Here is a 20,894-nt window from a genome sequence, read left to right as displayed (position 1 = left end):
CCACCGCCCTCCCCTCCACCCGCACACGGAGCCTCATTTGACGACCTCTGCACTTTCCCGTTTCAGCCGCCGCGGCGCCCTCGCACTGGCCGCGGCCCTGGCCTTCGGCGCCGCCGCCGGCGCGCACGCCCAGCAGGCCGCGCCGCGCGTCAAGCTCGCCACCTCGGCGGGCGACATCGTGGTCGAGCTCGATGCGGCCAAGGCCCCCAAGACGGTCGAAAACTTCCTGCAGTACGTCAAGGACAAGCACTACGACGGCACGGTGTTCCACCGCGTCATCGACGGCTTCATGATCCAGGGCGGCGGCTTCACGGCCGACCTGCAGCAAAAGCCCACGCGCCCGCCGATCCCGCTCGAAGCCAACAACGGCCTGAAGAACGACAAGTACACGATCGCGATGGCCCGCACCGGCAACCCCAATTCGGCCACCTCGCAGTTCTTCATCAACGTGAAGAACAACGACTCGCTCAACGCGCCCAACCCCGACGGCTACGGCTACGCCGTGTTCGGCAAGGTCGTCGCCGGCACCGACGTGGTCGACAAGATCCGCGCCGTGCAGACCGGCAACAAGGGCGGCATGCAGAACGTGCCCGTCGAAACCCTCACCATCAAGTCCGCCACGCTGGCGAAGTAATCCCGTTTCCGAAGAAGGAGCTAACTCATGAGCAACCCCCAAGTCGAACTGCACATCAAGAACTACGGCGTCATCACGCTCGAACTCGACGGCGTGAAGGCACCGAAGTCGACCGCCAACTTCATCGAGTACGTGAAGAAGGGCCACTACGACAACACGGTGTTCCACCGCGTGATCCCCGGCTTCATGGTGCAAGGCGGCGGTTTCGAGCCCGGCATGAAGCAAAAGCCCACCGGCGCCGAGATCGAGAACGAAGCCAACAACGGCCTCAAGAACGCCAACTACACCGTGGCCATGGCCCGCACGAGCGCACCGCACTCGGCCACCGCCCAGTTCTTCATCAACGTGGCCGACAACGGCTTCCTGAACCACACCGCCCCCTCGGCCCAGGGCTGGGGCTACGCGGTGTTCGGCAAGGTCACGGGCGGCACCGATGTCGTCGACAAGATCAAGGCCGTGAAGACGGGCCGCAAGGGCTTCCATGACGACGTGCCCCTCGAGGACGTCGTGATCGAAAAGGCAGTCGTCACTGTCGAGTGATGCACTTCAGGCACGGCGCAGCGGCATGACCCCGGTGGCGAACCCGGCTTTCTCCGAGCTGGTGGCGCCGCCCGCGTGGCGCACCGTCGACCTGATTTCCGACCTGCACCTGCAGGCCAGCGAGCTGGCCACCTTCGAGGCCTGGCAGGGCTACCTGCAGACCACGCCGGCCGATGCGCTGGTCATCCTCGGCGACCTGTTCGAGGTGTGGGTGGGCGACGATGCCGCCGCCCAGCCCGGCTTCGAGGCGCAATGCGTCGAGCTGCTGCAGCGCACGGCGCAGCGCATACCGGTGTTCTTCATGCACGGCAACCGCGACTTCCTCGTCGGCCAGGCATTTGCCGCGCAATGCGGCCTGACGCTGCTCGACGACCCCACGGTGCTGGTGCTGCACGGCGAACGCTGGCTGCTCAGCCATGGCGACGCGCTCTGCCTCGAAGACACCGACTACCTCCAGTTTCGCGCCCAGGTGCGCACGCCTGAATGGCAGGCCGCATTCCTCGCGCGCCCGCTGGAAGAGCGCCGCGCCCTCGCCCGCGCCATCCGTGCACAGAGCGAAGACCGCAAGCGCGATCCCTCGACCCTCTGGGCCGACGTGGACGCCGACGCTGCCCGCCAATGGCTGCAGCACGCGGGCGCCAGCGCGCTGATCCATGGCCACACCCACCGCCCCGCCGTCCACGACCTGGGCCACGGCCTGCGTCGCATCGTGCTGAGCGACTGGGACGCCGCCGCGCACCCGCCGCGCGCGCAGCTGCTGTGCCTGTCGGCCGCCGGCGCGCAGCGCGTCGACCTGCGGTAAGCACACCGAACACCGATGTTCAAGTGGCTGCGCCGGCTGCGCGCCCTGCCCCCGATTCCCGACGCCGCCTGGCGCGCCACGCTCACGCGCTACGCCTTCCTGGGCGAATTGCCGCCCGCGCAGCAGCAACAACTACGCACGCTCGCGGCCGAGTTCCTGCGGGACAAGGAATTCCATGGCACGCAGGGCTTCGTCATCACCGACGAGGTGGCGCTGGCCATCGCGGCGCAGGCCGTGCTGCCGGTGCTGCACCTGAAGGACGGGCTCGACTGGTACGACGATTTCGTCGGCATCGTGGTGCACCCGTCCGAGGTGGTGGCGCCGCGCAAGGTCGTCGATGACGCGCTGGTCGTGCACGAGTACGAAGAGGTCGTCGCCGGCGAGGCGATGGACCAGGGCCCCGTCATGCTCAGCTGGCAGGACGTGCTCGCGAGCAGCGTCAGCAGCGAGGGCGGCTACAACGTCGTGATCCACGAGTTCGCCCACAAGATCGACATGCGCAACGGCATCGCCGACGGCTGCCCGCCGCTGCCAGCCGGCTTCATGGGCCGGCGCAGCGCACGCGAGGCGCGTGCGGCCTGGATGGCCGTGCTGCAGCCGGCATACGACGACTTCCGCGAGAAGACCATCCTCGCCGAGCGCTTCGGCGCCGAGCCACCCTGGCTCGACGACTACGGCGCGACCTCGATCAGCGAGTTCTTCGCGGTGGCCTGCGAGGCCTACTTCGTGAACCGGCCGAACTTCGCGCGGGACTTCCCGGGAGTGCTGGTTCTCTTCGATGCGTTCTTTCGGCCTGCGCAGGCCTGACCGCCCCTCACATCTGGTTTCCTTGCTTGCGCGCGCGATGGCAGTCCGCATACCTCGTCCTGAGTAGGCGCTGATCGGGAGCGCCTTGCCTTTGCAGGCCCCAGGCGTAGCATCGCTGCGGCCATCGCCCTCCACAGCACCGCTGCGCGCCCGATGACCTGGAGCGTCGCCATCGGGGGCGGCGTTGCTTCATGTGATTCGTCCCCCGCGGATAACAACACAGGAGCAGAAAATGGTGACCTATATCGGCATGCTGAGCTTCACGGACAAGGGCATCCAGAGCGTCAAGGAAACCACCAAACGCGCTGCCGCCGCCAAGGAAACCGCACAGAAGCTCGGCGTCAACATGCGCGAGATCTTCTGGACCATGGGCGACTGCGATGTGGTCTGCGTGCTGGAGTCCGAGGACGAGCAGGCGCTCTGTGCATTCAGTCTGGCCATCGCCATGCAGGGCAATGTGCGCACGCGCTCCCTGCGCGCCTATACCGCCGGAGAAATGGACAAGATCCTGGCTAAATTGCCTTGAGCCGGGACGGGTCGACACACATGAAAAAGCCCGCACGCGGCGGGCTCCTTCTCATGAACGCGCGCGGACGCCTTACTTGCGCAGCAAGGCCTTCAGCGCGTTCTGCAGACGGCGCGCGGTGGCGGCGTCGTGCGCAGCGGCGAGCACCTTGCCGGCGTCCTGACCCCAGGTCTGGGCCGGCGTCGGATCGCCACGCTTCGTCAGCAGCTTGAGCTGCAGCGCGCGGCGTGCATCGAGTTGCTCGGCGGGCGTCGGCACTTCGGCGGCCATCTCCAGACGCAGCAGCGCTTCGGCGGCATCGCCCGCGGCGGCCGTCGGTGCGGCGCCCACGGCCTGCGACCATTGCGTGCGCACGGCCGGCGTCACGGCACGGCCGAGTTCCTGCACGCTCGGCAGGCGCGCGGCATCGCGCTGCTCCCAGGCGCCGAGCACCTGCGTGAGCGCTTCGCCGTGGGCCTGCGCGGCCAGCTTGCGCAGCGCCATGTCGGCACGCTCGAGCGCCTCGCGCTGCGCGCGGAAGGCGGCATCACCCAAGCGCGGACCGCGGTCTTCGCGCGGCGGACGGTCGCCGAAACGGCCACCGCCCGGTGCACCGCGATCGCCACCACGGGCATCGGGACGCGGGCCGCCACGGTCGTTCGGGCGGCCGGGGCTGCCGGCACCGGGACGGCCACCGTCGCGGCGATCACCGAAGCGACCCGTGCCGCGAGCGGCCGGTGCGGCTTCGGCCTTCTTGCTGCTCGGCCGGTCGTCGCCACGCATGGCGACCACGGGCTTGGGTGCGGGCTTCGGCGGCGCGGCCGGTGCGACGCTCGCAGCCTCACCGGCTTCGTGCGCGGCGCTATCGCTGCGGGCCGAGGCATCGGCGCCGTCTGCGGGAGCGACCAGGTCGGGCGCGTCGGCCACTGCTGCCGCGGGTGCGGACGGCGTGGCTTCGGCATCGCTCGAACCCGGCGTCTGCTCGGCGCTTTCGCCGAACTCGGCCGCGGCCTGGCCGGGGGCTTCGACACCGGTCGCGCCGACCGAGGGGCCGTCGCTCGTGGTGGCGGGCGCAGGCGCTTCACCGCGCAGTGCAGCTTCGAGGCCGGCGATGGCGGCGCGGATCTTCTGTGCGTCGCCGCCGGCATTGGCCGCGTCGAGCGCCTTGGAGGCTTCGAGCACATGGCGGTCGTGCTCGCTCATGGCGGCCGATGCCTTTTCGCGCTCGACCGTCTTGCGGTTGAAGGCTTCGTCGATGGGCGCGCGGAAGGCGTCCCACAGCTTCTGTTCGTGGCGGCGATCGAGCGGCACGCTCTGCGCCTCGTGCTGCCAGCGCTGCTGCAGCGCCTTCACGGCGTCGATGCGCAGCATCGGCTGGGCACCCAGCTCGGTGGCTTCGGCGATCATGGCCTGGCGACGTTCGACGCTGGCCTTCTGAGCGGTTTCGAACGGGGCACGGGCGGCGCCGAAGGCTTCATTCCACAGCGGTTGCAGCTCGGCAAACACCTTCTCGCCCACGTGGCCGGCATCGCGCCAGCGGTCGGCGAACTGGTGCAGCGCGCGGTTGTGCGCCTTCAGGTCGGTGGCGCCGGCATGGGCGGCAGCCCAGGCCTTAACCTCTTCGATGAGTGCGACGCGCAGGGCGCGGTGTTCGGCGGCATCGGCGCGCACCTTCTCGAGCCAGGCCTCGACGACCTTGTGGGCTTCGTTGCAGGCTTCGTCGAAACGCTTCCACAGCGCATGGTTCGGCACGCCGCCCTGGTCGGCCTGCTTCCACTGGTCGCGCAGGGCGCGCAGGGTTTCCTGCATCTTGCGGCCGCCGAGGGCCTGGCCTTCGGGGCGCTTGAGCAGGCCTTCGGCCTTGGCGACGAGGTCTTCGCGCACCTTGTCGGCGCTCCAGCGCTGCCAGCCTTCGAGTTCGCCGGCAGCGACCAGTGCGGCATGCACGCGGGCTTCGAGCGGCGCGTCGACCAGCTTGCCGTGTTCCTTGAGCACGGCGCGCAGCGCAGCGGCGGCGCCGGCGCTGGCCTTGCCATGGCCTTCGGCGGTTTCCTGTTCGAGCTTGGCGAGGGCGGCCTGCACGGCGTCTTGCGCCGCGGCGCGCACGGCCGGGTCGACCTTGGGTGCGGCGGGACGGGCGGGCGCGGCGGGCTTGGGCGCAACCACTTCGCCGCGTGCGGCGCGCAGTTCGTCTGCCCACACAGGCACGGGCGGCAGCGGCGCGGCGGCATCGGCCGCGGCGGCAACGGCCTGCGCCAGCGCGCCGTGGAACGAATCGGACACCACGAGCAGCTGCGACTTGGAAGCTTCGAGCTGGGGGGCGAACTTGGCGTCGAGGCTGTTCCAGTTGGCATCGGCCACGATGTCGGCGGCTTGCTGCTGCCAGTGGGTCACGTCGGCGCGCAGCGATTCCTCGGCGGCCTGGGCGTCCTTCCAGCCCTTGGTGGACAGCACTTCGAAGCGCTGCGCCAGCAGGACGGCGGCTTCGCGGTGGACCTGCGCGCGGTGCTGCAGGTCTTCGATGCCCTTGACGCGCTCGGCCAGCTGGGCCTTCAGCCCGGCCAGCGGTTCGCGCGACAACGGCGCGCCGGCCTTGGCGGCGTCACGCTGCCAAGCCAGTGCGTCGGCGATGTTGAGCTTGGACTGCGCCAGCAGCGTTTCGGCCTTCTGCGCCCATTCGGCGGCGATGGCTTCCTGGCCCTTGGCGCGTTTGATTTCGTCGAGCTTTTCGCGCAGCAGGCGCGCGGCGCCCTTGTCGCGGCCGCTCAACTCCTTGAAGACCTCTTGCATCTGCTCGGACGAAGGGTTGCCCGCGAGCCAGTCGCGGATGCGCGCGGCGCGCTCGCCCGAGGTCGGCGCGGTGAAGGCGCCGCCGGTGAGCGTGTCGAGGGCCTGGAGGTCGTGTGGCTTGGAAGAAGTAGAGGTCACTGCGCGAAATCGTTGTCTTGGTAGAGAAAGCGAAGGCGCCGGCAAAGGCCGGCGCACATCGACATTTTCACCCAGTTGGCGAACAGCCCGCCGAATTCCGTGTCGGAACTGCGGCGCGCACCGTTCAGCGGGCTGAAAAGGGCCCGCAAGATATATGGCAAGGCGAGGCGAAAGCCAAGCCCCGCCGGCTATTTCATGGTCAGGCTCAGCTCGGCGCCGGGCTTCCAGTCGTTGCCGCTGGCCGTGGTGCGCACGGCCCCCAGGAACAGGCGCTCGCTCGGCAGCTTCTGCGCCAGCAGGTAGTCGCGCACCACCGCGCCACGCTCGACGGCGAGCTGGCGCATCGATTCCTCGTCGACCGGCACGCTGGCCAGCAGCAGGTTTTCCATTTCCTTCACCGGCAGGTCCTTGGCCAGGCCGACCATGTTGCGCGGCTTGGTGATGTCGGAGCGCTTGTAGACGGCCGTGAGCAGCTCCGGGTATTCGGCATCGGTCACCGGCGCCACCTCGGTGCCGGTCTGGCCGCCGCGCACCGCGACGCGGCGCTTCTCGGCCTGGGTCAGCTGGCGCAGGCGCTGGCGCTGGTAGGCGTCGCGCTCCTTCTCGAGGCTGGAGGTACCCACCACCGTCATCTGCAGCGTCGGCCGCTCGGTCAGGGCCTTCACGACCTTGTCCAGGCTTTCCTTGGCGCCGCTGCTGAGCGTGGAACTGCCGGGCTCGAAGGTGATGGCGCTCGAGTCGCCGCTGCCGCCACCGCCCAGGCCGCCGGTCAGCAGGCTGAACGGCGCGGTCACAGCCTTGACGATCAGGTTGACCACCGCCTTGAAGATCAACGGGCCGATGCTGAACTGCGGGTCGTTGAGCGAGCCGCGCAGCGGCAGGTCGACATCGATCACGCCGTTGCGATCGGCCAGCAGCGTCACGGCCAGGCGCACGGGCAGGCTGTTGGGCGCACCAGCGACCTCGTCGCCGAACTTCAGCTGATTGAGCACCAGCTTGTTGGTGGCGGTGAGCTGGCCGTCGGGCGCGATCTTGTAGTTGACGTCCATGCTCATCTTGCCGCGCTCGATGCCGTGGCCCGCGTAGCGCACCGAGTACGGCGACAGCGGCGCGAGGTCGAGGTCGCGCATCTTGGCCGTGATGTCGAGTTCGAGCGGCTTGGCCAGCGGGTTGAGCTTGCCGGTGATTTCCAGCGCCGCGGTCTGCTGCGCCTTGCCGCGCAACTCGAGGTCGGCCAGCGCCGGCCGGCCGCCCTGCCCGTTCGGCGGGTTCGACGAGAAGGAACTGAGCTTGCCGGTCAGCTCGCTCAGGTCGGCCGAATAGTTGGGCTTGACGAACAGGTCGGTGAAGTCGATCTTGCCGTTGACCAGGCTCATCGGACCGAAGTTGATGACGGGCGTCGGGCCGCTGTCGGCCGCAGGCGCGGCAGCCACGACGGGTGCGGACGCAGCCGGGGCAGGCTCGGGTGCACCACCGACCATGGCTTCGGCCGACACCGGCGCACCGCCCGAAGCCCGCTGCGGCGCCGAGGCGGCCGGCGCGCGGGTCGTGGTGGTCGTGCCGCCCGGACCCTTCCTGGTGCTGGCTTCGGTGGCGGCGGCCGCGGCGGCCTTCGAGGCTTCCTCGCCCTTCTTGGTCAGGCTCAGCAGGTTGAGGCGGCCGGTGGGGTCGACGATCACGCGCGCGAAGAAGTCGGTCAGCGTGGTTTCGCGCACGTCCACGGTCGGGGCCGCGTTGGGTGCGAGGCTGACCTGCAGGCCGCGCAGGCTCAGGGTCTTCCAGCTCAGCAGCTGGCTGTTGTTGCGGTCGAAGCCAGGCGACTGGGTCAGCGAGACGCTGTTGGCGCGGAAGTCGTCCAGCGCGGTGTCGCCGGCCAGCTTCAGGCTCATGCCGGCCGGCGCGCTTGCGTAGCGCACCGTCCCGCGGTAGTTCGCGAAGGCGCGGCGGATGTCCACATTGAGCGCGTCGGCGTAGTAGGCCTTGAAGGCATGCGCCGGGAAGGACGCCACCTCGAGCCGCCCCTCGGCCGCCAGCGGCTTGAGCACGATGTTGCCCTTGTAGTCGAAGCGTCCCGGGTCCGCGCGGCGGCCCGCGCCGATGCGGCCCGATACCTGCAGCGGCGAGACGGTGTTGGTGTCGGGTGCAATCTTCTGGGCCAGCAGCTTGAAGGCCGTGACCTCGATCGCCACCGGCGCCGAGCCGGCCTTGTCCGCATAGGACAGGCTGCCGTTGTCGACCGCCAGCGTGCCCAGGGTCAGCGCCCAGGGCTTGGTGTTGGCGCTATTCGGGCGCGCCGCGCCGGCGTCGGCCGGCTTGGGCGCCGCCACCTTGGCGCCGCCGGCCGGGGTCTTGAGCCAGCGCTCGAACATCCAGCGCTTCTCGTTGTCGCGCTCGACGCTCACCTTGGGGTTGGTCGCGGTGAACGACGCGATGTTCAAGGTGTGCTTGGTCATGTCGACCTCGGCGTCGACCAGCTCGAAGCGCCCGACGCTGGCCAGCGCGGTCTTGGCCTGGGTCAGCGCCAGGCCGTCGGCGGCGAGGCGGCGCGCCTTGAACTTCAGGTCGGGCTGGGCCCAGGACACGTCGATCTGGCCGCTGAGCTTGCCGTCGAGCGTGGGCTCCAGGCTCTGCGCCAGATACGGCGCGGCCAGCGACAGCGGCAGCGCCTCGACCTCGGTCTGCACGTCGGCGACCTTGTCGGTGGCGTTGCCCTTGAACTTCAGCGTGGCGCCCGCGACGGCGCTGCTGCCTTCGAACTGCGCGGGCTTTTCCATGGGCCAGGTGACGGCCGTGAGGTTGATGCCGAGGTCGGTGAGGTCGATGGCCGCGGCGGGCTTGACGGTTTCGTCGCGCCAGCCGACACGGCCGCCGTCGAGCGCGATCTTGTCGACCTGCACCTTGAGCTTGGGCTTCTCGGCGACCGGCTTGCCGCCCGGGGCGCTGGCGGCGGGCGCGGGCAGCGGCGCCGCCTTTTCGGCCGCGCCGGTCGCCGGGTCGGTGGCCATCAGGTTGAGCTGGCCGGCGGCGTCGCGCGCCACCACCAGCTGCGGCTTGGTCAGCGCGACCTCGCTCAGGTGGAACACCGACTCCAGCGGTCGCACGTCGGCCAGTGCCAGCTTGAGCGAGTCGAAGCCCAGCAGGTCGCGACCGCGCGCGTCGCCCAGCTTGGCGCCATGGGCCTCGACCGTGCCGGTGATCTTCAGTCCGATGGTGCTGGTCTGCTGGAAATCGATCTTCAGGTCGGCATCCAGGCTGCCGGCCTGCAGCTTCACCGGCAGGCCGCCGGGGATGTAGCCCAGGTAGGGCACGAGGTCGAGCCCCTTGAACTGCACGTGGGCGTCGGTCTTGCGGCTTTGCGCGAACGGGGTCGTGAAGGCGGCCGAGTCGAACTGGCTGCCATTGAGCGCGAAGGCCAGCTTGGGCTCGGTCTTGATCTCGCGCTTGGACGCGAGGTTGCTCAGGAACGGCACATTCAGCATGAAGCCGCGCAGCTCGTGCCGGCGTTTGACGGTCTGGTCGTCGAAGTCGACCGCGCCGTCCTTGATCGAGATGTTGTAGATCGCGAAGCGCGCAGGCTCGGCCTTCGGATCGGGCGGCGGGCCCGAGGCCAGCTTGGCCAGGATGTCGTCGATGTCGTACTTGCCGTCGGCCAGGTGCGTGAGCAGCACCGCGGGCGCCTCGACCGTCACCGCGTCGATCACGGGCGCCAGGCGGAACAGCGATTGCAGTTCGGCGTCGGCATAGATGCGCTTGATGGCCACCTGCGGCTGCTTGCCGTCGGCGGTGGCGATGCGCAGGTCATTCAGTGCGAGCTCGAGCGTCCAGGGCTTGAAGTCGATCTTGCCGACGGTGACCTGCCGGCCCAGCTTTTCGCTTGCGATCTTCTGGAGCTGGCTCTTGGCGATCGGCGGCACCGCCAGCCACGCGATGACCCACAGGGCCAACAACACCAGCAACGCGACAACCCCACGCCGCACCCATTTGTTCTGTTTGATCGAAGCAGCATCCATCCACAGAAGTGTGCCGCAAACAGATGCCAACAAAGTCTGCGGAAACGTGAATGCGTTCCCTTTTGGCGAGGCGTTGTGATGCGAAGGCAATCACCGCCGGCGTGGATAGGCCGAAAGTGCGCGCCCCGAAAACAAGAAAGCCCGGTGAGTCGACGAAGTGTCTTGTCACCGGGCTTGATGGCGGGCTCAAAACCCATGCCATCGATTCGCGCGACCGGAAGTAATGGTTCCCGCCGTGCTGGCAGCAAGAGATTGCCGCCGTGGAGTCCTCCATCGTTCGAGTCCTTGACTTGCACCTCGGACTGCCTGACTTCGGAAAAACGCCTGAAACCTCAGGCCCGTCCAGATTAGGCGTCTCACCCTTCCTTTGCAAATCCCTTTTTCCAAGGGATTTCCCGTAGGCCCGCTCCCCTTGGAAGCCCCTCGGACGGGGGGATTCTTCAAGCACTTATTAACATATGAAACCAAATCCTTATGCTTGACCGTGTATTTAGCCACGATAGAATCCCGCCTGCCCTTGCTGCCGGACGCAGCAGGGCCTCCCTGAATCCGCTGCCGAATTCCACCGGCGTGATCAGGCCGCCGCGCTCCCTACCCCACACCCCCTCCATGCGCGGAGCCTGATTCGTACATACCAATCCAAGCGCCGCTGCCTTCATCCACCGCCCTTTCAGGCGCTGCATGCCAGGTGCCGCACAGAAAGGAAAAAAGCGATGAGCAAGGCGTTTGATGCCACAGCCCGCGGGCTACGGACCTTCGTGTCCGATGTGGCAGACGGCTTTTTTGAAATCACCCACAACGGGTTTGCGTTGGTCGGCCTGGCCATCGTGTTCGCGGCCCTCGCCCTCGTGGCGCGCCCCGACCTGCGCAAGACCGGCGAGGAACAACTGATGGGCTGGCTGCAGTCGCGCAAGCCCGCGCCCGAACCCACGGACCTCGAGCCGACCGCCATCGAGCGCACCACGGCCGCGAGCCCCGACGAGCTGCCCAAGCAGCAGGCGGCGGTGGCCTACTGGCTCAGCAAGAAGTACCGCGTTGCGGCCGAGCCGCTGAGCGTGCTGGTCTCCGAGGCCTACCAGATCGGCAAGCGCACCAAGCTCGACCCGACGCTGATCCTGGCCATCATGGCCATCGAATCCAGCTTCAACCCGTTCGCGCAAAGCCACGTCGGCGCCCAGGGCCTGATGCAAGTCATGACCCGCGTTCACGGCGACAAGTACGAAAGCGCGGGCGGCACGCTCACCGCCTTCGACCCCGTGACCAACATGCGCGTCGGCGTGAAGGTGCTGCAGGAATGCATCGCCCGCGCCGGCTCGCTCGAAGGCGGCCTGCGCTACTACGTGGGCGCCGCCAACCTCGACGACGACGGCGGCTATGCCGCCAAGGTGCTGGCCGAGCACGAGCGCCTGCGCCAGGTCGCCGCCGGCCGCGCGCCCTCGACGATGGTCGTGCCACCGCCGACCACGGCGCGCGCACAGCCGATCCCGGTCGTGGCACCGGCCAAGCCCGCGGGTGAAGAGCCCGCCACCGGCAGCGAGCCGGCCAAGGTCGCCCTGCTCTCCGCAGTTTCCTGAGGCCTTGCCGGCCCTCCCGGCCCGGATGCGTGCGGGCCTGCGCTACACTCGGCCTGTACGCGACTGGCGATAGGCGCAGCACCCTGAAAAAGGTGCCACGCGCTGACGTGGAATACCACTGGGAAGCGTGCCGCCTGGCCACAACAGGCGTTCAGCCGTTCGCCTGGGCAGCCCTTGTTTGGTTGAACAAGGACCTCGTCTTCAAAGGACTGCCATGTACCAACGCAATATCCTGGTCGAACAGACCGATCCCGAAATCTGGGCCGCCATTCAAGCCGAAAACGCGCGCCAGGAACATCACATCGAGCTGATCGCCAGCGAGAACTACGCCTCGCCGGCCGTCATGGCCGCCCAGGGCTCGCAGCTCACTAATAAATACGCCGAAGGCTACCCGGGCAAGCGCTACTACGGCGGCTGCGAGCACGTCGACGTGGCCGAGCAACTGGCCATCGACCGCGTCAAGCAGATCTTCGGTGCCGACGCCGCGAACGTGCAGCCGCACTGCGGCGCCTCGGCCAACGAAGCCGTGATGCTCGCCTTCCTGAAGCCCGGCGACACCATCATGGGCATGAGCCTGGCCGAAGGCGGCCACCTGACCCACGGCATGCCTCTCAACATGAGCGGCAAGTGGTTCAACGTGGTGAGCTACGGCCTGGACGCCAACGAAGCCATCGACTACGACGCGATGGAGCGCAAGGCGCATGAGCACATGCCCAAGCTGATCATCGCGGGCGCCTCGGCCTACTCTCTGCACATCGACTTCGAGCGTTTCGCCAAGGTCGCCAAGGACGTCGGTGCGATCTTCATGGTCGACATCGCCCACTACGCCGGCCTCGTGGCCGCGGGCGTGTACCCCAACCCGGTGCCGCACGCCGACATCGTCACCTCGACCACGCACAAGAGCCTGCGCGGCCCGCGCGGCGGCATCATTTTGATGAAGTCGCAGCACGAGAAGGCGATCAACAGCGCCATCTTCCCCGGCCTGCAAGGCGGCCCGCTGATGCACGTGATCGCCGCCAAGGCCGTCGCGTTCAAGGAAGCCCTGACGCCCGAGTTCAAGGCCTACCAGCAACAGGTGGTCAAGAACGCCCAGATCGTGGCCGACACCCTCACCTCGCGCGGCCTGCGCATCGTGAGCGGACGCACCGAAAGCCACGTCATGCTGGTCGACCTGCGTTCGAAGGGCATCACGGGCAAGGAAGCCGAAGCCGTGCTGGGCGCCGCCCACATGACGATCAACAAGAACGCGATCCCCAACGACCCGGAAAAGCCGATGGTCACCAGCGGCGTGCGCATCGGCACCCCCGCCATGACCACCCGCGGCTTCAAGGACGAAGAGGCCCGCATCACGGCGAACCTGGTGGCCGACGTGCTCGAGAACCCGCGCGACGCGGCGAACATCGACGCGGTGCGCGCCAAGGTCCACGCCTTGACGAGCCGCTTCCCTGTCTACCGTTGATTTCGTAATCAGAAGAAGAGAAGCACTGGCCGCATGAAATGCCCTTTTTGCGGTCATCTCGAAACGCAGGTCGTCGAGACCCGCGTTTCGGAAGACGCCGACTTCGTCCGCAGGCGCCGCCAGTGCAGCGCCTGCGACAAACGCTTCACCACGTATGAGCGCCCCGACGTCAACTTCCCCGTCGTGGTCAAGAAGGACGGCAGCCGCGCCGACTTCGACTCGACCAAGGTGCGCGCCTCGATGATGCTGGCGCTGCGCAAGCGCCCCGTGAGCATCGAGCAGATCGACAACGCCCTGCTGCGCATCGAACAGAAACTCCTGGCCAGCGGCCTGCGCGAAATCGATTCGACGAAAGTCGGCGAGCTCGTCATGCGCGAACTCAAGAAACTCGACAAGGTCGCCTACGTGCGCTTTGCCTCGGTGTACCGCAGCTTCGAGGACGTGGACGAGTTCCGGCAGCTGCTGCGCGATATCTGAGCGGCGCGCCGACCCGCGCAGCCTTTTTCGCTCCGTACCCATGCCCTCTTCCGAACACATCGCGACCGCTCTGCGGCTGGCCGCCTCCGCGATCCGCCTGACCGACCCGAACCCGCGCGTCGGCTGCGTGCTGTGCGACGCCGACGGCCGCGTGATCGGCCAGGGCCACACCCAACAAGCCGGCGGCCCGCATGCCGAGGTGATGGCGCTGCGCGACGCGCAAGCCCAAGGCCATTCGACTGCGGGCGCCACCGCCTACGTCACGCTCGAACCCTGCTCGCACCACGGCCGCACCGGCCCCTGCTGCGACGCACTGATCGCCGCCGGCGTGCGCCGCGTCGTGGCCTCGCTCGCCGACCCGAACCCGCTCGTGGCGGGACAGGGCTTCGAGCGCCTGCGTGCGGCGGGCGTCGAGGTCGAAGTCGGCCCGGGCGCCGACGAATCCCGCGAGCTCAACATCGGCTTCTTCAGCCGCATGATCCGCCAGCAGCCCTGGGTTCGAATGAAGATCGCCGCCTCGATCGACGGCCGCACCGGCCTGCACAACGGCGTGAGCCAGTGGATCACCGGCGAGGCCGCGCGCGCCGACGGCCACGCCTGGCGGGCCCGCACCGGTGCCGTGCTGACCGGCGTCGGCACGCTGCTCGAAGACAACCCGCGGCTGGACGTGCGCCTGGTCGACACGCCGCGCCAGCCCCACCTCGTGGTGGTCGACAGCCATCTCCAGACCTCGCCCGACGCTCACATTTTCATAGCTGGCCGCGCCGTCTGGATCTACGCCGCCAGCCGGCACAACGAAGAAAAGGCGGCCGCACTCGAAGCCCGCGGCGCCACCATCACCTGCCTGCCCAACCTGCACGGCAAGGTCGACCTGCCCGCGATGCTCCGGGACCTCGCGGCGCGCGGCGTCAACGAGCTGCACGTCGAATCGGGCCACAAGCTCAACGGCTCGCTGCTGCGCGAGGGCTGCGTGGACGAGCTGCTGGTGTACCTGGCGCCCAAGCTGATCGGCAGCGGGCTCGACATCGCCAGCCACCTGCATGCCGAAGGCCCGCTCACCTCGCTCGCAGGCGCGCTGCCGCTCGAATTCAAGTCGGTGGACATGCTGGGGCCCGACCTGCGCATCGTCGCGCGCGTCGCCGGCCGCGACCGCTTCTGAGCCGCCGCCCACGCGGCGCGGCACATTCGCAGCCGCAAACCGGCCCTTCGGGCCGAAGACCCCTCGATGTCTGCGAAAATGTGGAAATGTTCACCGGAATCATCACCGGCGTGGGGCGCATCGCCGCCATCCACGACCTCGGCACCTCCTCCTCCTACGGCAAGCGACTCAGCATCGAGGTGCCCGACGGCTACCTCGACGACGTCGGGCTCGGCGACAGCATCGCGCTCAACGGCGCCTGCATGACGGTCACCACGCTCGCACCTGAACGCGGGCAATTCACCATCGACATTTCCGCGGAGTCCCTCGACAAGACGGCCGGCCTGACCGACGAAGGCAGCCGCATCAACCTCGAGAAGGCCCTGCGCGCGAGCGACCGCCTCGGCGGCCACATCGTCTCGGGCCACGTGGACGGCATCGGCCACGTGAGCTTCTTCGCGCCGGTCGGCGAAAGCTGGGAGCTGCGCGTGGTCGCACCGCCCGCCCTTGCCCGCTTCCTGGCCTACAAGGGCTCGATCACCATCAACGGCGTGAGCCTCACGGTCAACAGCGTGAGCGACATCGCCGATGGCGCCGAGGTCAGCATCAACCTGATCCCGCACACCGTGGAAAACACCTCCCTCGGCGGCCTGAAGGCCGGCTCGAAGGTCAACCTCGAAATCGACACCGTGGCGCGCTACGTGGAGCGCATGCTTCAGGCCGGCATGCTCACCCCCTCTCTGACGTCTTCCACGTCTCCCAAGGACACTTCGAAATGAACGCCTCCGTCACGCCGATCGGCGCCCCGCGCGCCGACCGTGCACCCGCACCGATCTCCCCGGTCGAAGACATCGTGGCCGAGCTGGCCGCCGGCCGCATGGTCATCCTCGTGGACGAGGAAGACCGCGAGAACGAAGGCGACATCGTCATCGCCGCCGACCACATCACCGCCGAATCCATCAACTTCATGGCCCGCCACGCGCGCGGCCTGATCTGCCTCACGCTCTCGCGCGAGATGTGCGAGCGGCTGCAGCTGCCGCCGATGGTCCAGCGCAACGGCGCCAAGCATTCCACCGCCTTCACCGTCTCCATCGAGGCGGCCGAAGGCGTGACCACCGGCATCTCGGCCGCCGACCGCGCCCGCACCGTGCAGGCCGCCGTGGCACGCAACGCCGTGGCCGCCGACCTGGTGCAGCCCGGCCACATCTTCCCGCTGCAGGCGGTGGACGGCGGCGTGCTCATGCGCGCCGGCCATACCGAAGCCGGCTGCGACCTGGCCGCCATGGCCGGCTGCTCGCCCGCCTCGGTGATCTGCGAGGTGATGAACGAAGACGGCACGATGGCCCGCCTGCCCGACCTGCAGATCTTCGCGGCCGAGCACGGCCTCAAGATCGGCACCATCGCCGCGCTCATCGAGCACCGCAGCCGCGTCGAATCGCTGGTCGAAAAAGTCGGCTGCCGCGAGATCCAGACCAACTGGGGCGTCTTCACGGCCCACGCCTTCGTCGACAAGCCCAGCCGCGGCGTGCACCTCGCGTTGGTGCGCGGCCAGTGGGCGCCTGAAGACACGGTGTCGGTGCGCGTGCACGAGCCGCTGTCGGTGCTCGACGCGCTCGAAGTCAACCGCCCGATGCACTCCTGGAGCCTGGACGCCAGCCTCTCGCACATCGCGAACGAAGGCAAGGGCGTGGCCGTGCTGCTGAACTGCGGCGAAACCGCGGCCGAGCTGCTCGCGCAGTTCGACGGCACCGCGCGCCCCGCGCAAGCGCCCGAGCGCGGTCGCATGGACCTGCGCAACTACGGCATCGGCGCGCAGATCCTGCGCGAATGCGGCGTGCACAAGATGAACCTGCTCGGCGCGCCGCGTCGCATGCCGAGCATGGCCGCCGGCTTCGGCCTCGAGATCGCCGGTTACCTCACGAAAGACTGAACGACCATGCAAGGTTCCAACAAGGGCGAGATCACCCTCAACGGCAAAGGCCTGCGCATCGGCATCGTGCAGGCGCGCTTCAACGCCGACATCACCGACGCACTGGCCACGGCCTGCCTGTCGGAGCTCGAGGCGCTCGGCGTGGCCGCGTCCGACATCCATCATGTGCAGGTGCCCGGCGCGCTCGAAGTGCCCGTGGCACTGCAGGCGCTCGCCGAGCGCGGCGGCTACCACGCGCTCGTGGCGCTGGGCTGCATCATCCGCGGCGAGACCTACCACTTCGAACTGGTGGCCAACGAATCGGGCTCGAGCGTGAGCCGCGTCGCGCTCGACTACCGCCTGCCCATCGCCAACGCGATCCTCACGACCGAAAACCTCGAACAGGCCGTCGCCCGCCAGACCGACAAGGGCCGCGACGCAGCCCAGGTGGCGGTCGAGATGGCACAACTGCTGGCCACCCTTTCATGACCGAAGACACCTCCAAGTCCGCCAAGCCCCGCCAGTCGCGCACCGGCCTCACCAGCACGGGCGCACGCAAGGCCGCGGCCAAGTCGAACCGCAGCCGCGCGCGCGAGTTCGCGCTGCAGGCGCTCTACCAGCACCTGGTGGGCCGCAACGACCCGACCGACATCGACCACTTCACGCGCGACCTCGCGGGCTTCCACAAGGCCGACGCGGCGCACTACGACGCGCTGCTGCACGGCTCGATCAACGGCGCCGAACAGCTCGACGCGCTGATCCTTCCGCTGCTGGACCGCAAGTTCGCGGAGATCTCGCCCATCGAGCACGCCGTGATGTGGATCGGCGTGTACGAGTTCCAGAACTGCCCCGACGTGCCCTGGCGCGTGGTGCTCAACGAGTGCATCGAACTCGCCAAGGAATTCGGCGGCACCGACGGCCACAAGTACGTGAACGCCGTGCTCAACGGGCTGGCGCCGCAGCTGCGTCCGCTCGAAGTGGAAGCCGACCGGGCCACCGGCAAGGCGCGCCCATGAGGATCTCGACGCGCGCGCAGCGCATCGAACCGTTTTACGTGATGGAGGTGGCGAAAGCCGCTGGGGTGCTGGCCCGCGAAGTGGCCCACACCGACCGTCCGATGATCTTCCTGAACATCGGCGAGCCCGACTTCACCGCCCCGCCCCTGGTGCAGGAAGCGGCCGCCCGCGCCGTGCGCGCCGGCGCCACGCAGTACACGCAGGCCACCGGCCTCGATCACCTGCGCGAGCGCATCAGCGGCTGGTACAAGCAGCGCTTCAACGTCGACGTGCCGGCCCGCCGCATCGTCGTCACGGCCGGTGCCTCGGCCGCGCTGCAGCTGGCCTGCCTCGCGCTCATCGAATCGGGCGACGAGATCCTGATGCCCGACCCGAGCTACCCCTGCAACCGCCACTTCGTGAGCGCTGCGGACGGCAAGGCCGTGCTGGTACCGACCACGGCCGAGGAGCGCTTCCAGCTCACCGCCGCCAAGGTCGAGGCCGCCTGGACCGACAAGACGCGCGGCGTGCTGCTGGCCTCGCCCTCGAACCCGACCGGCACCTCGATCGCGCCCGACGAGCTGCGCCGCATCCACAAGGTGGTGTCGCAGCGCGGCGGCATCACGCTGATCGACGAGATCTACCTGGGCCTGTCGTACGACGATGCGTTCGGGCAGACGGCACTGGCCATCGACGACAACGTCATCAGCATCAACAGCTTCAGCAAGTACTTCAACATGACCGGCTGGCGCCTCGGCTGGCTGGTGGTTCCCGAAGTGCTGGTGCCGGTGGTCGAGCGCCTGGCGCAGAACCTCTTCATCTGCGCGAGCACGGTGTCGCAGTACGCGGCGCTGGCCTGCTTCGAGGCCGAGAGCATCGCCGAGTACGAACGCCGCCGCGCCGAGTTCAAGGCGCGCCGCGACTGGTTCATTCCGCAACTGAACGCCCTGGGCCTGAACGTGCCCGTGGTGCCCGATGGCGCCTTCTACGCCTGGGCCGACTGCACCAGCGTGGCCGACAAGCTCGGCATCTCGGGCAGCTGGGACTTCGCTTTCGAGACCATGAAGCGCGCCCACCTGGCCGTGACGCCCGGGCGCGACTTCGGCACCGCCGAGACCGCGAAGTTCGTGCGCTTCTCCACCGCCAGTTCGATGGCGCACCTGCAGGAATCGGTTGAGCGCCTGCGGGCCATGATCGCGCAATGAGTTTCGAGTTTCCGATCCGCGTCTACTGGGAAGACACCGATGCCGGCGGCATCGTGTTCTACGCCAACTACCTGAAGTTCATGGAGCGCGGTCGCACCGAGTGGCTGCGCTCCCTGGGCGTCGAGCAGCGCAAGCTCAAGGAAGCCACCGGCGGCCAGTTCGTGGTGAGCGAAACGCAGCTCAAATACCATCGGCCCTCGCGGCTGGACGACGAACTGCTGGTTACAGCCGAGCTGCGGCAACTGGGCACGGCGTCGTTGATAATCGGTCAGCGCGTGCTATCAAAAACAGAGCAAGAACGCACCGGGGCCGCGGCACCGGTCTTGCTGTGCGAAGGCACGATCCGCATCGGCTGGGTGGACGCCGCCACCTTGCGCCCTGCGCGCATTCCGGCCCAAGTTTCGGGAACCCTCGAGCACTCCAGCGGCTCCATGACTCAACCTTTCAAGCCATGAACCAAGATCTCTCCATCATCAATCTCCTGCTCCACGCCAGCTTCGTGGTGCAACTGGTCGTGCTGCTGCTGGTGATCGTGTCGGTCGCCAGCTGGGCCGCCATCATCCGCAAGTACTTTGCCCTCAAGCGCATCCGCGTGCTCAACGACGACTTCGAACGCGAGTTCTGGTCGGGCACCAGCCTGAACGAGCTGTTCGCCTCGGCGGCGCAGAACGCCAAGTTCGCCGGCCCCATGGAGCGCATCTTCGCCTCCGGCATGCGCGAGTACCAGAAGCTGCGCGAACGCCACGTGACCGATGCGGCCACGCTGCTCGACGGCGCCCGCCGCGCGATGCGCGCGAGCTTCCAGCGCGAGCTGGATGCGGCCGAGCAGAACCTGTCGTTCCTGGCCACCGTCGGCTCGGTGTCGCCGTACGTGGGCCTCTTCGGCACGGTCTGGGGGATCATGCATGCCTTCACCGGCCTGACCGCCCTCACGCAGGTGACGCTGGCCACCGTGGCGCCCGGCATCGCCGAAGCGCTGGTGGCCACGGCCATCGGCCTGTTCGCCGCCATTCCCGCGGTGGTCGGCTACAACCGCTTCGCGCGCGAGATCGACAAGATCGCCATCGCCCTGGAGACCTACATCGAAGAGTTCTCCAACATCCTGCAGCGCAACCTCTCGGCCAACCCCGGCGCCGTGACGCCCGCCGCCTCGGTCACCGCCGCGAACCGCTAAGCAGCGGCGCGCACAAGACAAAGGACGCGACGACATGCCCGCCGTTTCATCCCGGGGCCGCGGCCGCCGCACGATCAACGAGATCAACATGGTCCCGTTCATCGACGTGATGCTGGTGCTGCTGATCATCTTCATGGTCACGGCCCCGCTCATCACGCCGAGCGTGATCAACCTGCCGACGGTCGACCGGGCCAACAAGCAACCCGACAAGCCCATCGAGATCGTCATCAAGAGCGACGACGAAGTGCAGATCAAGAAAGACCCGTCCACCGGCACCGGCGGCGCGTCGATTCCCATGACGCAGATCGGCTCGGCGGCCAAGGCCGCGCAAGGCGGCGACGCCCAGCGCCCCGTGGTCATCAGCGCCGACAAGTCGGTGAAGTACGAAACCGTCGTGAAGGCGATGAACCAGCTCAAGCGCAGCGGCATCGAGCGCGTGGGGCTGTCGGTCACGACCACGGGCGGCAAATAAGGCATGTCGCTCGCCCTGGATCGCCCCGAGTTCGCGCCGCCGCCGCAACGCGGCACGCCCCGCGCGGTTGCGCTCGCCCTCATTGCCCATGCGCTGCTGATCGCCGCCCTCACCTGGGGCGTGCGCTGGCGCAGCGAAGCCGACGACGGCGCGGTCGATGCCGAGCTGTGGTCCACCACGGTGATGCAGGCCGCCCCGCGCCTGTCGGTGCCGGAGCCGCCGGCGCCCGTGCCCGCACCGCCGCCGCCTGCACCCGCTCCGCCCC

19 protein-coding genes, 1 pseudogene and 1 riboswitch are annotated in these 20,894 nt (G+C 68.3%); of the genes and pseudogenes, 18 read left to right on the top strand and 2 right to left on the bottom strand.

The annotated features are described in order from the left end of the window. Positions 1-37: 37 nt before the first annotated feature. The 5 genes from AC07XP_RS30500 (at position 38) to AC07XP_RS30480 (ending at position 3,309) form a co-directional block, all read left to right on the top strand. The gene (locus tag AC07XP_RS30500; RefSeq protein ID WP_495266769.1) at positions 38-634 is read left to right on the top strand and encodes a peptidylprolyl isomerase; all 597 of its coding nucleotides are present in this window, start codon (positions 38-40) and stop codon (positions 632-634) included. Positions 635-661: 27 nt separating this feature from the next. Then, complete coding sequence (locus AC07XP_RS30495; RefSeq protein WP_070060416.1) at positions 662-1,174, top strand: peptidylprolyl isomerase; 513 nt, start codon at positions 662-664, stop codon at positions 1,172-1,174. Positions 1,175-1,199: 25 nt separating this feature from the next. After that, positions 1,200-1,976, top strand: coding sequence for a UDP-2,3-diacylglucosamine diphosphatase (locus AC07XP_RS30490; RefSeq protein WP_495266768.1), 777 nt, complete (start codon positions 1,200-1,202; stop codon positions 1,974-1,976). Positions 1,977-1,991: 15 nt separating this feature from the next. Next, positions 1,992-2,783, top strand: a complete 792-nt coding sequence (locus AC07XP_RS30485) for a M90 family metallopeptidase (RefSeq protein ID WP_495266767.1) — start codon at positions 1,992-1,994, stop codon at positions 2,781-2,783. A 232-nt stretch (positions 2,784-3,015) separates the two neighbouring features. Beyond that, complete coding sequence (locus AC07XP_RS30480; RefSeq protein WP_095745032.1) at positions 3,016-3,309, top strand: GYD domain-containing protein; 294 nt, start codon at positions 3,016-3,018, stop codon at positions 3,307-3,309. Between the two features lie 72 nt (positions 3,310-3,381). Here the strand turns inward: AC07XP_RS30480 and AC07XP_RS30475 are convergent, their stop codons facing one another. Next, entirely contained in the window at positions 3,382-6,216 is a 2,835-nt protein-coding gene (locus AC07XP_RS30475; protein WP_495266766.1) for a DUF349 domain-containing protein, read from the bottom strand. Positions 6,217-6,404: 188 nt separating this feature from the next. Further along, complete coding sequence (locus tag AC07XP_RS30470) at positions 6,405-10,226, bottom strand: DUF748 domain-containing protein (RefSeq protein ID WP_495266765.1); 3,822 nt, start codon at positions 10,224-10,226, stop codon at positions 6,405-6,407. Between the two features lie 713 nt (positions 10,227-10,939). Between AC07XP_RS30470 and AC07XP_RS30465 the strand changes: the two genes are divergently transcribed. From AC07XP_RS30465 to AC07XP_RS30405, 13 genes and pseudogenes are all read left to right on the top strand, one after another. Continuing rightward, positions 10,940-11,800 (top strand): lytic transglycosylase domain-containing protein, encoded by an 861-nt coding sequence (locus tag AC07XP_RS30465; RefSeq protein ID WP_062481551.1) that lies wholly within the window; start codon positions 10,940-10,942, stop codon positions 11,798-11,800. Between the two features lie 49 nt (positions 11,801-11,849). Beyond that, a riboswitch (ZMP/ZTP riboswitch) is annotated at positions 11,850-11,976 on the top strand. Positions 11,977-12,014: 38 nt separating this feature from the next. Further along, the gene (gene glyA, locus AC07XP_RS30460; RefSeq protein ID WP_070060410.1) at positions 12,015-13,259 is read left to right on the top strand and encodes a serine hydroxymethyltransferase; all 1,245 of its coding nucleotides are present in this window, start codon (positions 12,015-12,017) and stop codon (positions 13,257-13,259) included. A 33-nt stretch (positions 13,260-13,292) separates the two neighbouring features. Further along, entirely contained in the window at positions 13,293-13,736 is a 444-nt protein-coding gene (gene nrdR / locus AC07XP_RS30455) for a transcriptional regulator NrdR (protein ID WP_007836918.1), read from the top strand. Between the two features lie 40 nt (positions 13,737-13,776). Continuing rightward, positions 13,777-14,895 carry a bifunctional diaminohydroxyphosphoribosylaminopyrimidine deaminase/5-amino-6-(5-phosphoribosylamino)uracil reductase RibD gene (gene ribD / locus AC07XP_RS30450; RefSeq protein WP_495266764.1) on the top strand — a complete coding sequence of 373 codons (1,119 nt, stop codon included), beginning with the start codon at positions 13,777-13,779 and terminating at the stop codon, positions 14,893-14,895. Positions 14,896-14,981: 86 nt separating this feature from the next. Next, positions 14,982-15,653: a riboflavin synthase gene (locus tag AC07XP_RS30445; RefSeq protein ID WP_492685487.1), complete on the top strand. Its 672-nt coding sequence runs from the start codon at positions 14,982-14,984 to the stop codon at positions 15,651-15,653. Then, positions 15,650-16,804 carry a bifunctional 3,4-dihydroxy-2-butanone-4-phosphate synthase/GTP cyclohydrolase II gene (ribBA, locus tag AC07XP_RS30440; RefSeq protein WP_495266763.1) on the top strand — a complete coding sequence of 385 codons (1,155 nt, stop codon included), beginning with the start codon at positions 15,650-15,652 and terminating at the stop codon, positions 16,802-16,804. Before AC07XP_RS30445 ends, ribBA begins: the two co-directional genes overlap by 4 nt. Before the next feature lie 6 nt (positions 16,805-16,810). Beyond that, positions 16,811-17,272 (top strand): 6,7-dimethyl-8-ribityllumazine synthase, encoded by a 462-nt coding sequence (gene ribH / locus AC07XP_RS30435; RefSeq protein WP_354343432.1) that lies wholly within the window; start codon positions 16,811-16,813, stop codon positions 17,270-17,272. After that, positions 17,269-17,799: a transcription antitermination factor NusB gene (nusB, locus tag AC07XP_RS30430; protein WP_062481565.1), complete on the top strand. Its 531-nt coding sequence runs from the start codon at positions 17,269-17,271 to the stop codon at positions 17,797-17,799. The genes ribH and nusB overlap by 4 nt, the downstream gene beginning before the upstream one ends. Further along, positions 17,796-18,983: a pyridoxal phosphate-dependent aminotransferase gene (locus AC07XP_RS30425; RefSeq protein ID WP_492695851.1), complete on the top strand. Its 1,188-nt coding sequence runs from the start codon at positions 17,796-17,798 to the stop codon at positions 18,981-18,983. Before nusB ends, AC07XP_RS30425 begins: the two co-directional genes overlap by 4 nt. After that, positions 18,980-19,438 carry a tol-pal system-associated acyl-CoA thioesterase gene (ybgC, locus tag AC07XP_RS30420; protein WP_070060388.1) on the top strand — a complete coding sequence of 153 codons (459 nt, stop codon included), beginning with the start codon at positions 18,980-18,982 and terminating at the stop codon, positions 19,436-19,438. Before AC07XP_RS30425 ends, ybgC begins: the two co-directional genes overlap by 4 nt. Then, positions 19,435-20,157, top strand: coding sequence for a protein TolQ (gene tolQ, locus AC07XP_RS30415; protein WP_495266762.1), 723 nt, complete (start codon positions 19,435-19,437; stop codon positions 20,155-20,157). Before ybgC ends, tolQ begins: the two co-directional genes overlap by 4 nt. 34 nt (positions 20,158-20,191) lie before the next feature. Next, positions 20,192-20,629, top strand: a complete 438-nt coding sequence (locus AC07XP_RS30410) for an ExbD/TolR family protein (RefSeq protein WP_070060386.1) — start codon at positions 20,192-20,194, stop codon at positions 20,627-20,629. Between the two features lie 3 nt (positions 20,630-20,632). Then, positions 20,633-20,894 (top strand): annotated as a pseudogene (locus AC07XP_RS30405) (cell envelope integrity protein TolA); the annotation flags it as partial.

It is taken from the genome of Variovorax sp. GW531-E2, assembly GCF_059423125.1.
The sequence above is the reverse complement of the archived record's forward strand: the minus strand, read 5'-3'. Positions and strand labels throughout refer to the sequence as shown.

Coding starts and splice junctions, on each gene's coding strand:
- tolQ (WP_495266762.1), top strand. CDS start 19,435: ATGAACCAAGATCTCTCCATCATCAATCTCCTGCTCCACGCCAGCTTC.
- AC07XP_RS30465 (WP_062481551.1), top strand. CDS start 10,940: ATGAGCAAGGCGTTTGATGCCACAGCCCGCGGGCTACGGACCTTCGTG.
- AC07XP_RS30490 (WP_495266768.1), top strand. CDS start 1,200: ATGACCCCGGTGGCGAACCCGGCTTTCTCCGAGCTGGTGGCGCCGCCC.
- AC07XP_RS30480 (WP_095745032.1), top strand. CDS start 3,016: ATGGTGACCTATATCGGCATGCTGAGCTTCACGGACAAGGGCATCCAG.
- AC07XP_RS30410 (WP_070060386.1), top strand. CDS start 20,192: ATGCCCGCCGTTTCATCCCGGGGCCGCGGCCGCCGCACGATCAACGAG.
- AC07XP_RS30445 (WP_492685487.1), top strand. CDS start 14,982: ATGTTCACCGGAATCATCACCGGCGTGGGGCGCATCGCCGCCATCCAC.
- AC07XP_RS30425 (WP_492695851.1), top strand. CDS start 17,796: ATGAGGATCTCGACGCGCGCGCAGCGCATCGAACCGTTTTACGTGATG.
- AC07XP_RS30485 (WP_495266767.1), top strand. CDS start 1,992: ATGTTCAAGTGGCTGCGCCGGCTGCGCGCCCTGCCCCCGATTCCCGAC.
- AC07XP_RS30495 (WP_070060416.1), top strand. CDS start 662: ATGAGCAACCCCCAAGTCGAACTGCACATCAAGAACTACGGCGTCATC.
- ribD (WP_495266764.1), top strand. CDS start 13,777: ATGCCCTCTTCCGAACACATCGCGACCGCTCTGCGGCTGGCCGCCTCC.
- nusB (WP_062481565.1), top strand. CDS start 17,269: ATGACCGAAGACACCTCCAAGTCCGCCAAGCCCCGCCAGTCGCGCACC.
- nrdR (WP_007836918.1), top strand. CDS start 13,293: ATGAAATGCCCTTTTTGCGGTCATCTCGAAACGCAGGTCGTCGAGACC.
- glyA (WP_070060410.1), top strand. CDS start 12,015: ATGTACCAACGCAATATCCTGGTCGAACAGACCGATCCCGAAATCTGG.
- AC07XP_RS30470 (WP_495266765.1), bottom strand. CDS start 10,226: ATGGATGCTGCTTCGATCAAACAGAACAAATGGGTGCGGCGTGGGGTT.
- ribH (WP_354343432.1), top strand. CDS start 16,811: ATGCAAGGTTCCAACAAGGGCGAGATCACCCTCAACGGCAAAGGCCTG.
- ribBA (WP_495266763.1), top strand. CDS start 15,650: ATGAACGCCTCCGTCACGCCGATCGGCGCCCCGCGCGCCGACCGTGCA.
- ybgC (WP_070060388.1), top strand. CDS start 18,980: ATGAGTTTCGAGTTTCCGATCCGCGTCTACTGGGAAGACACCGATGCC.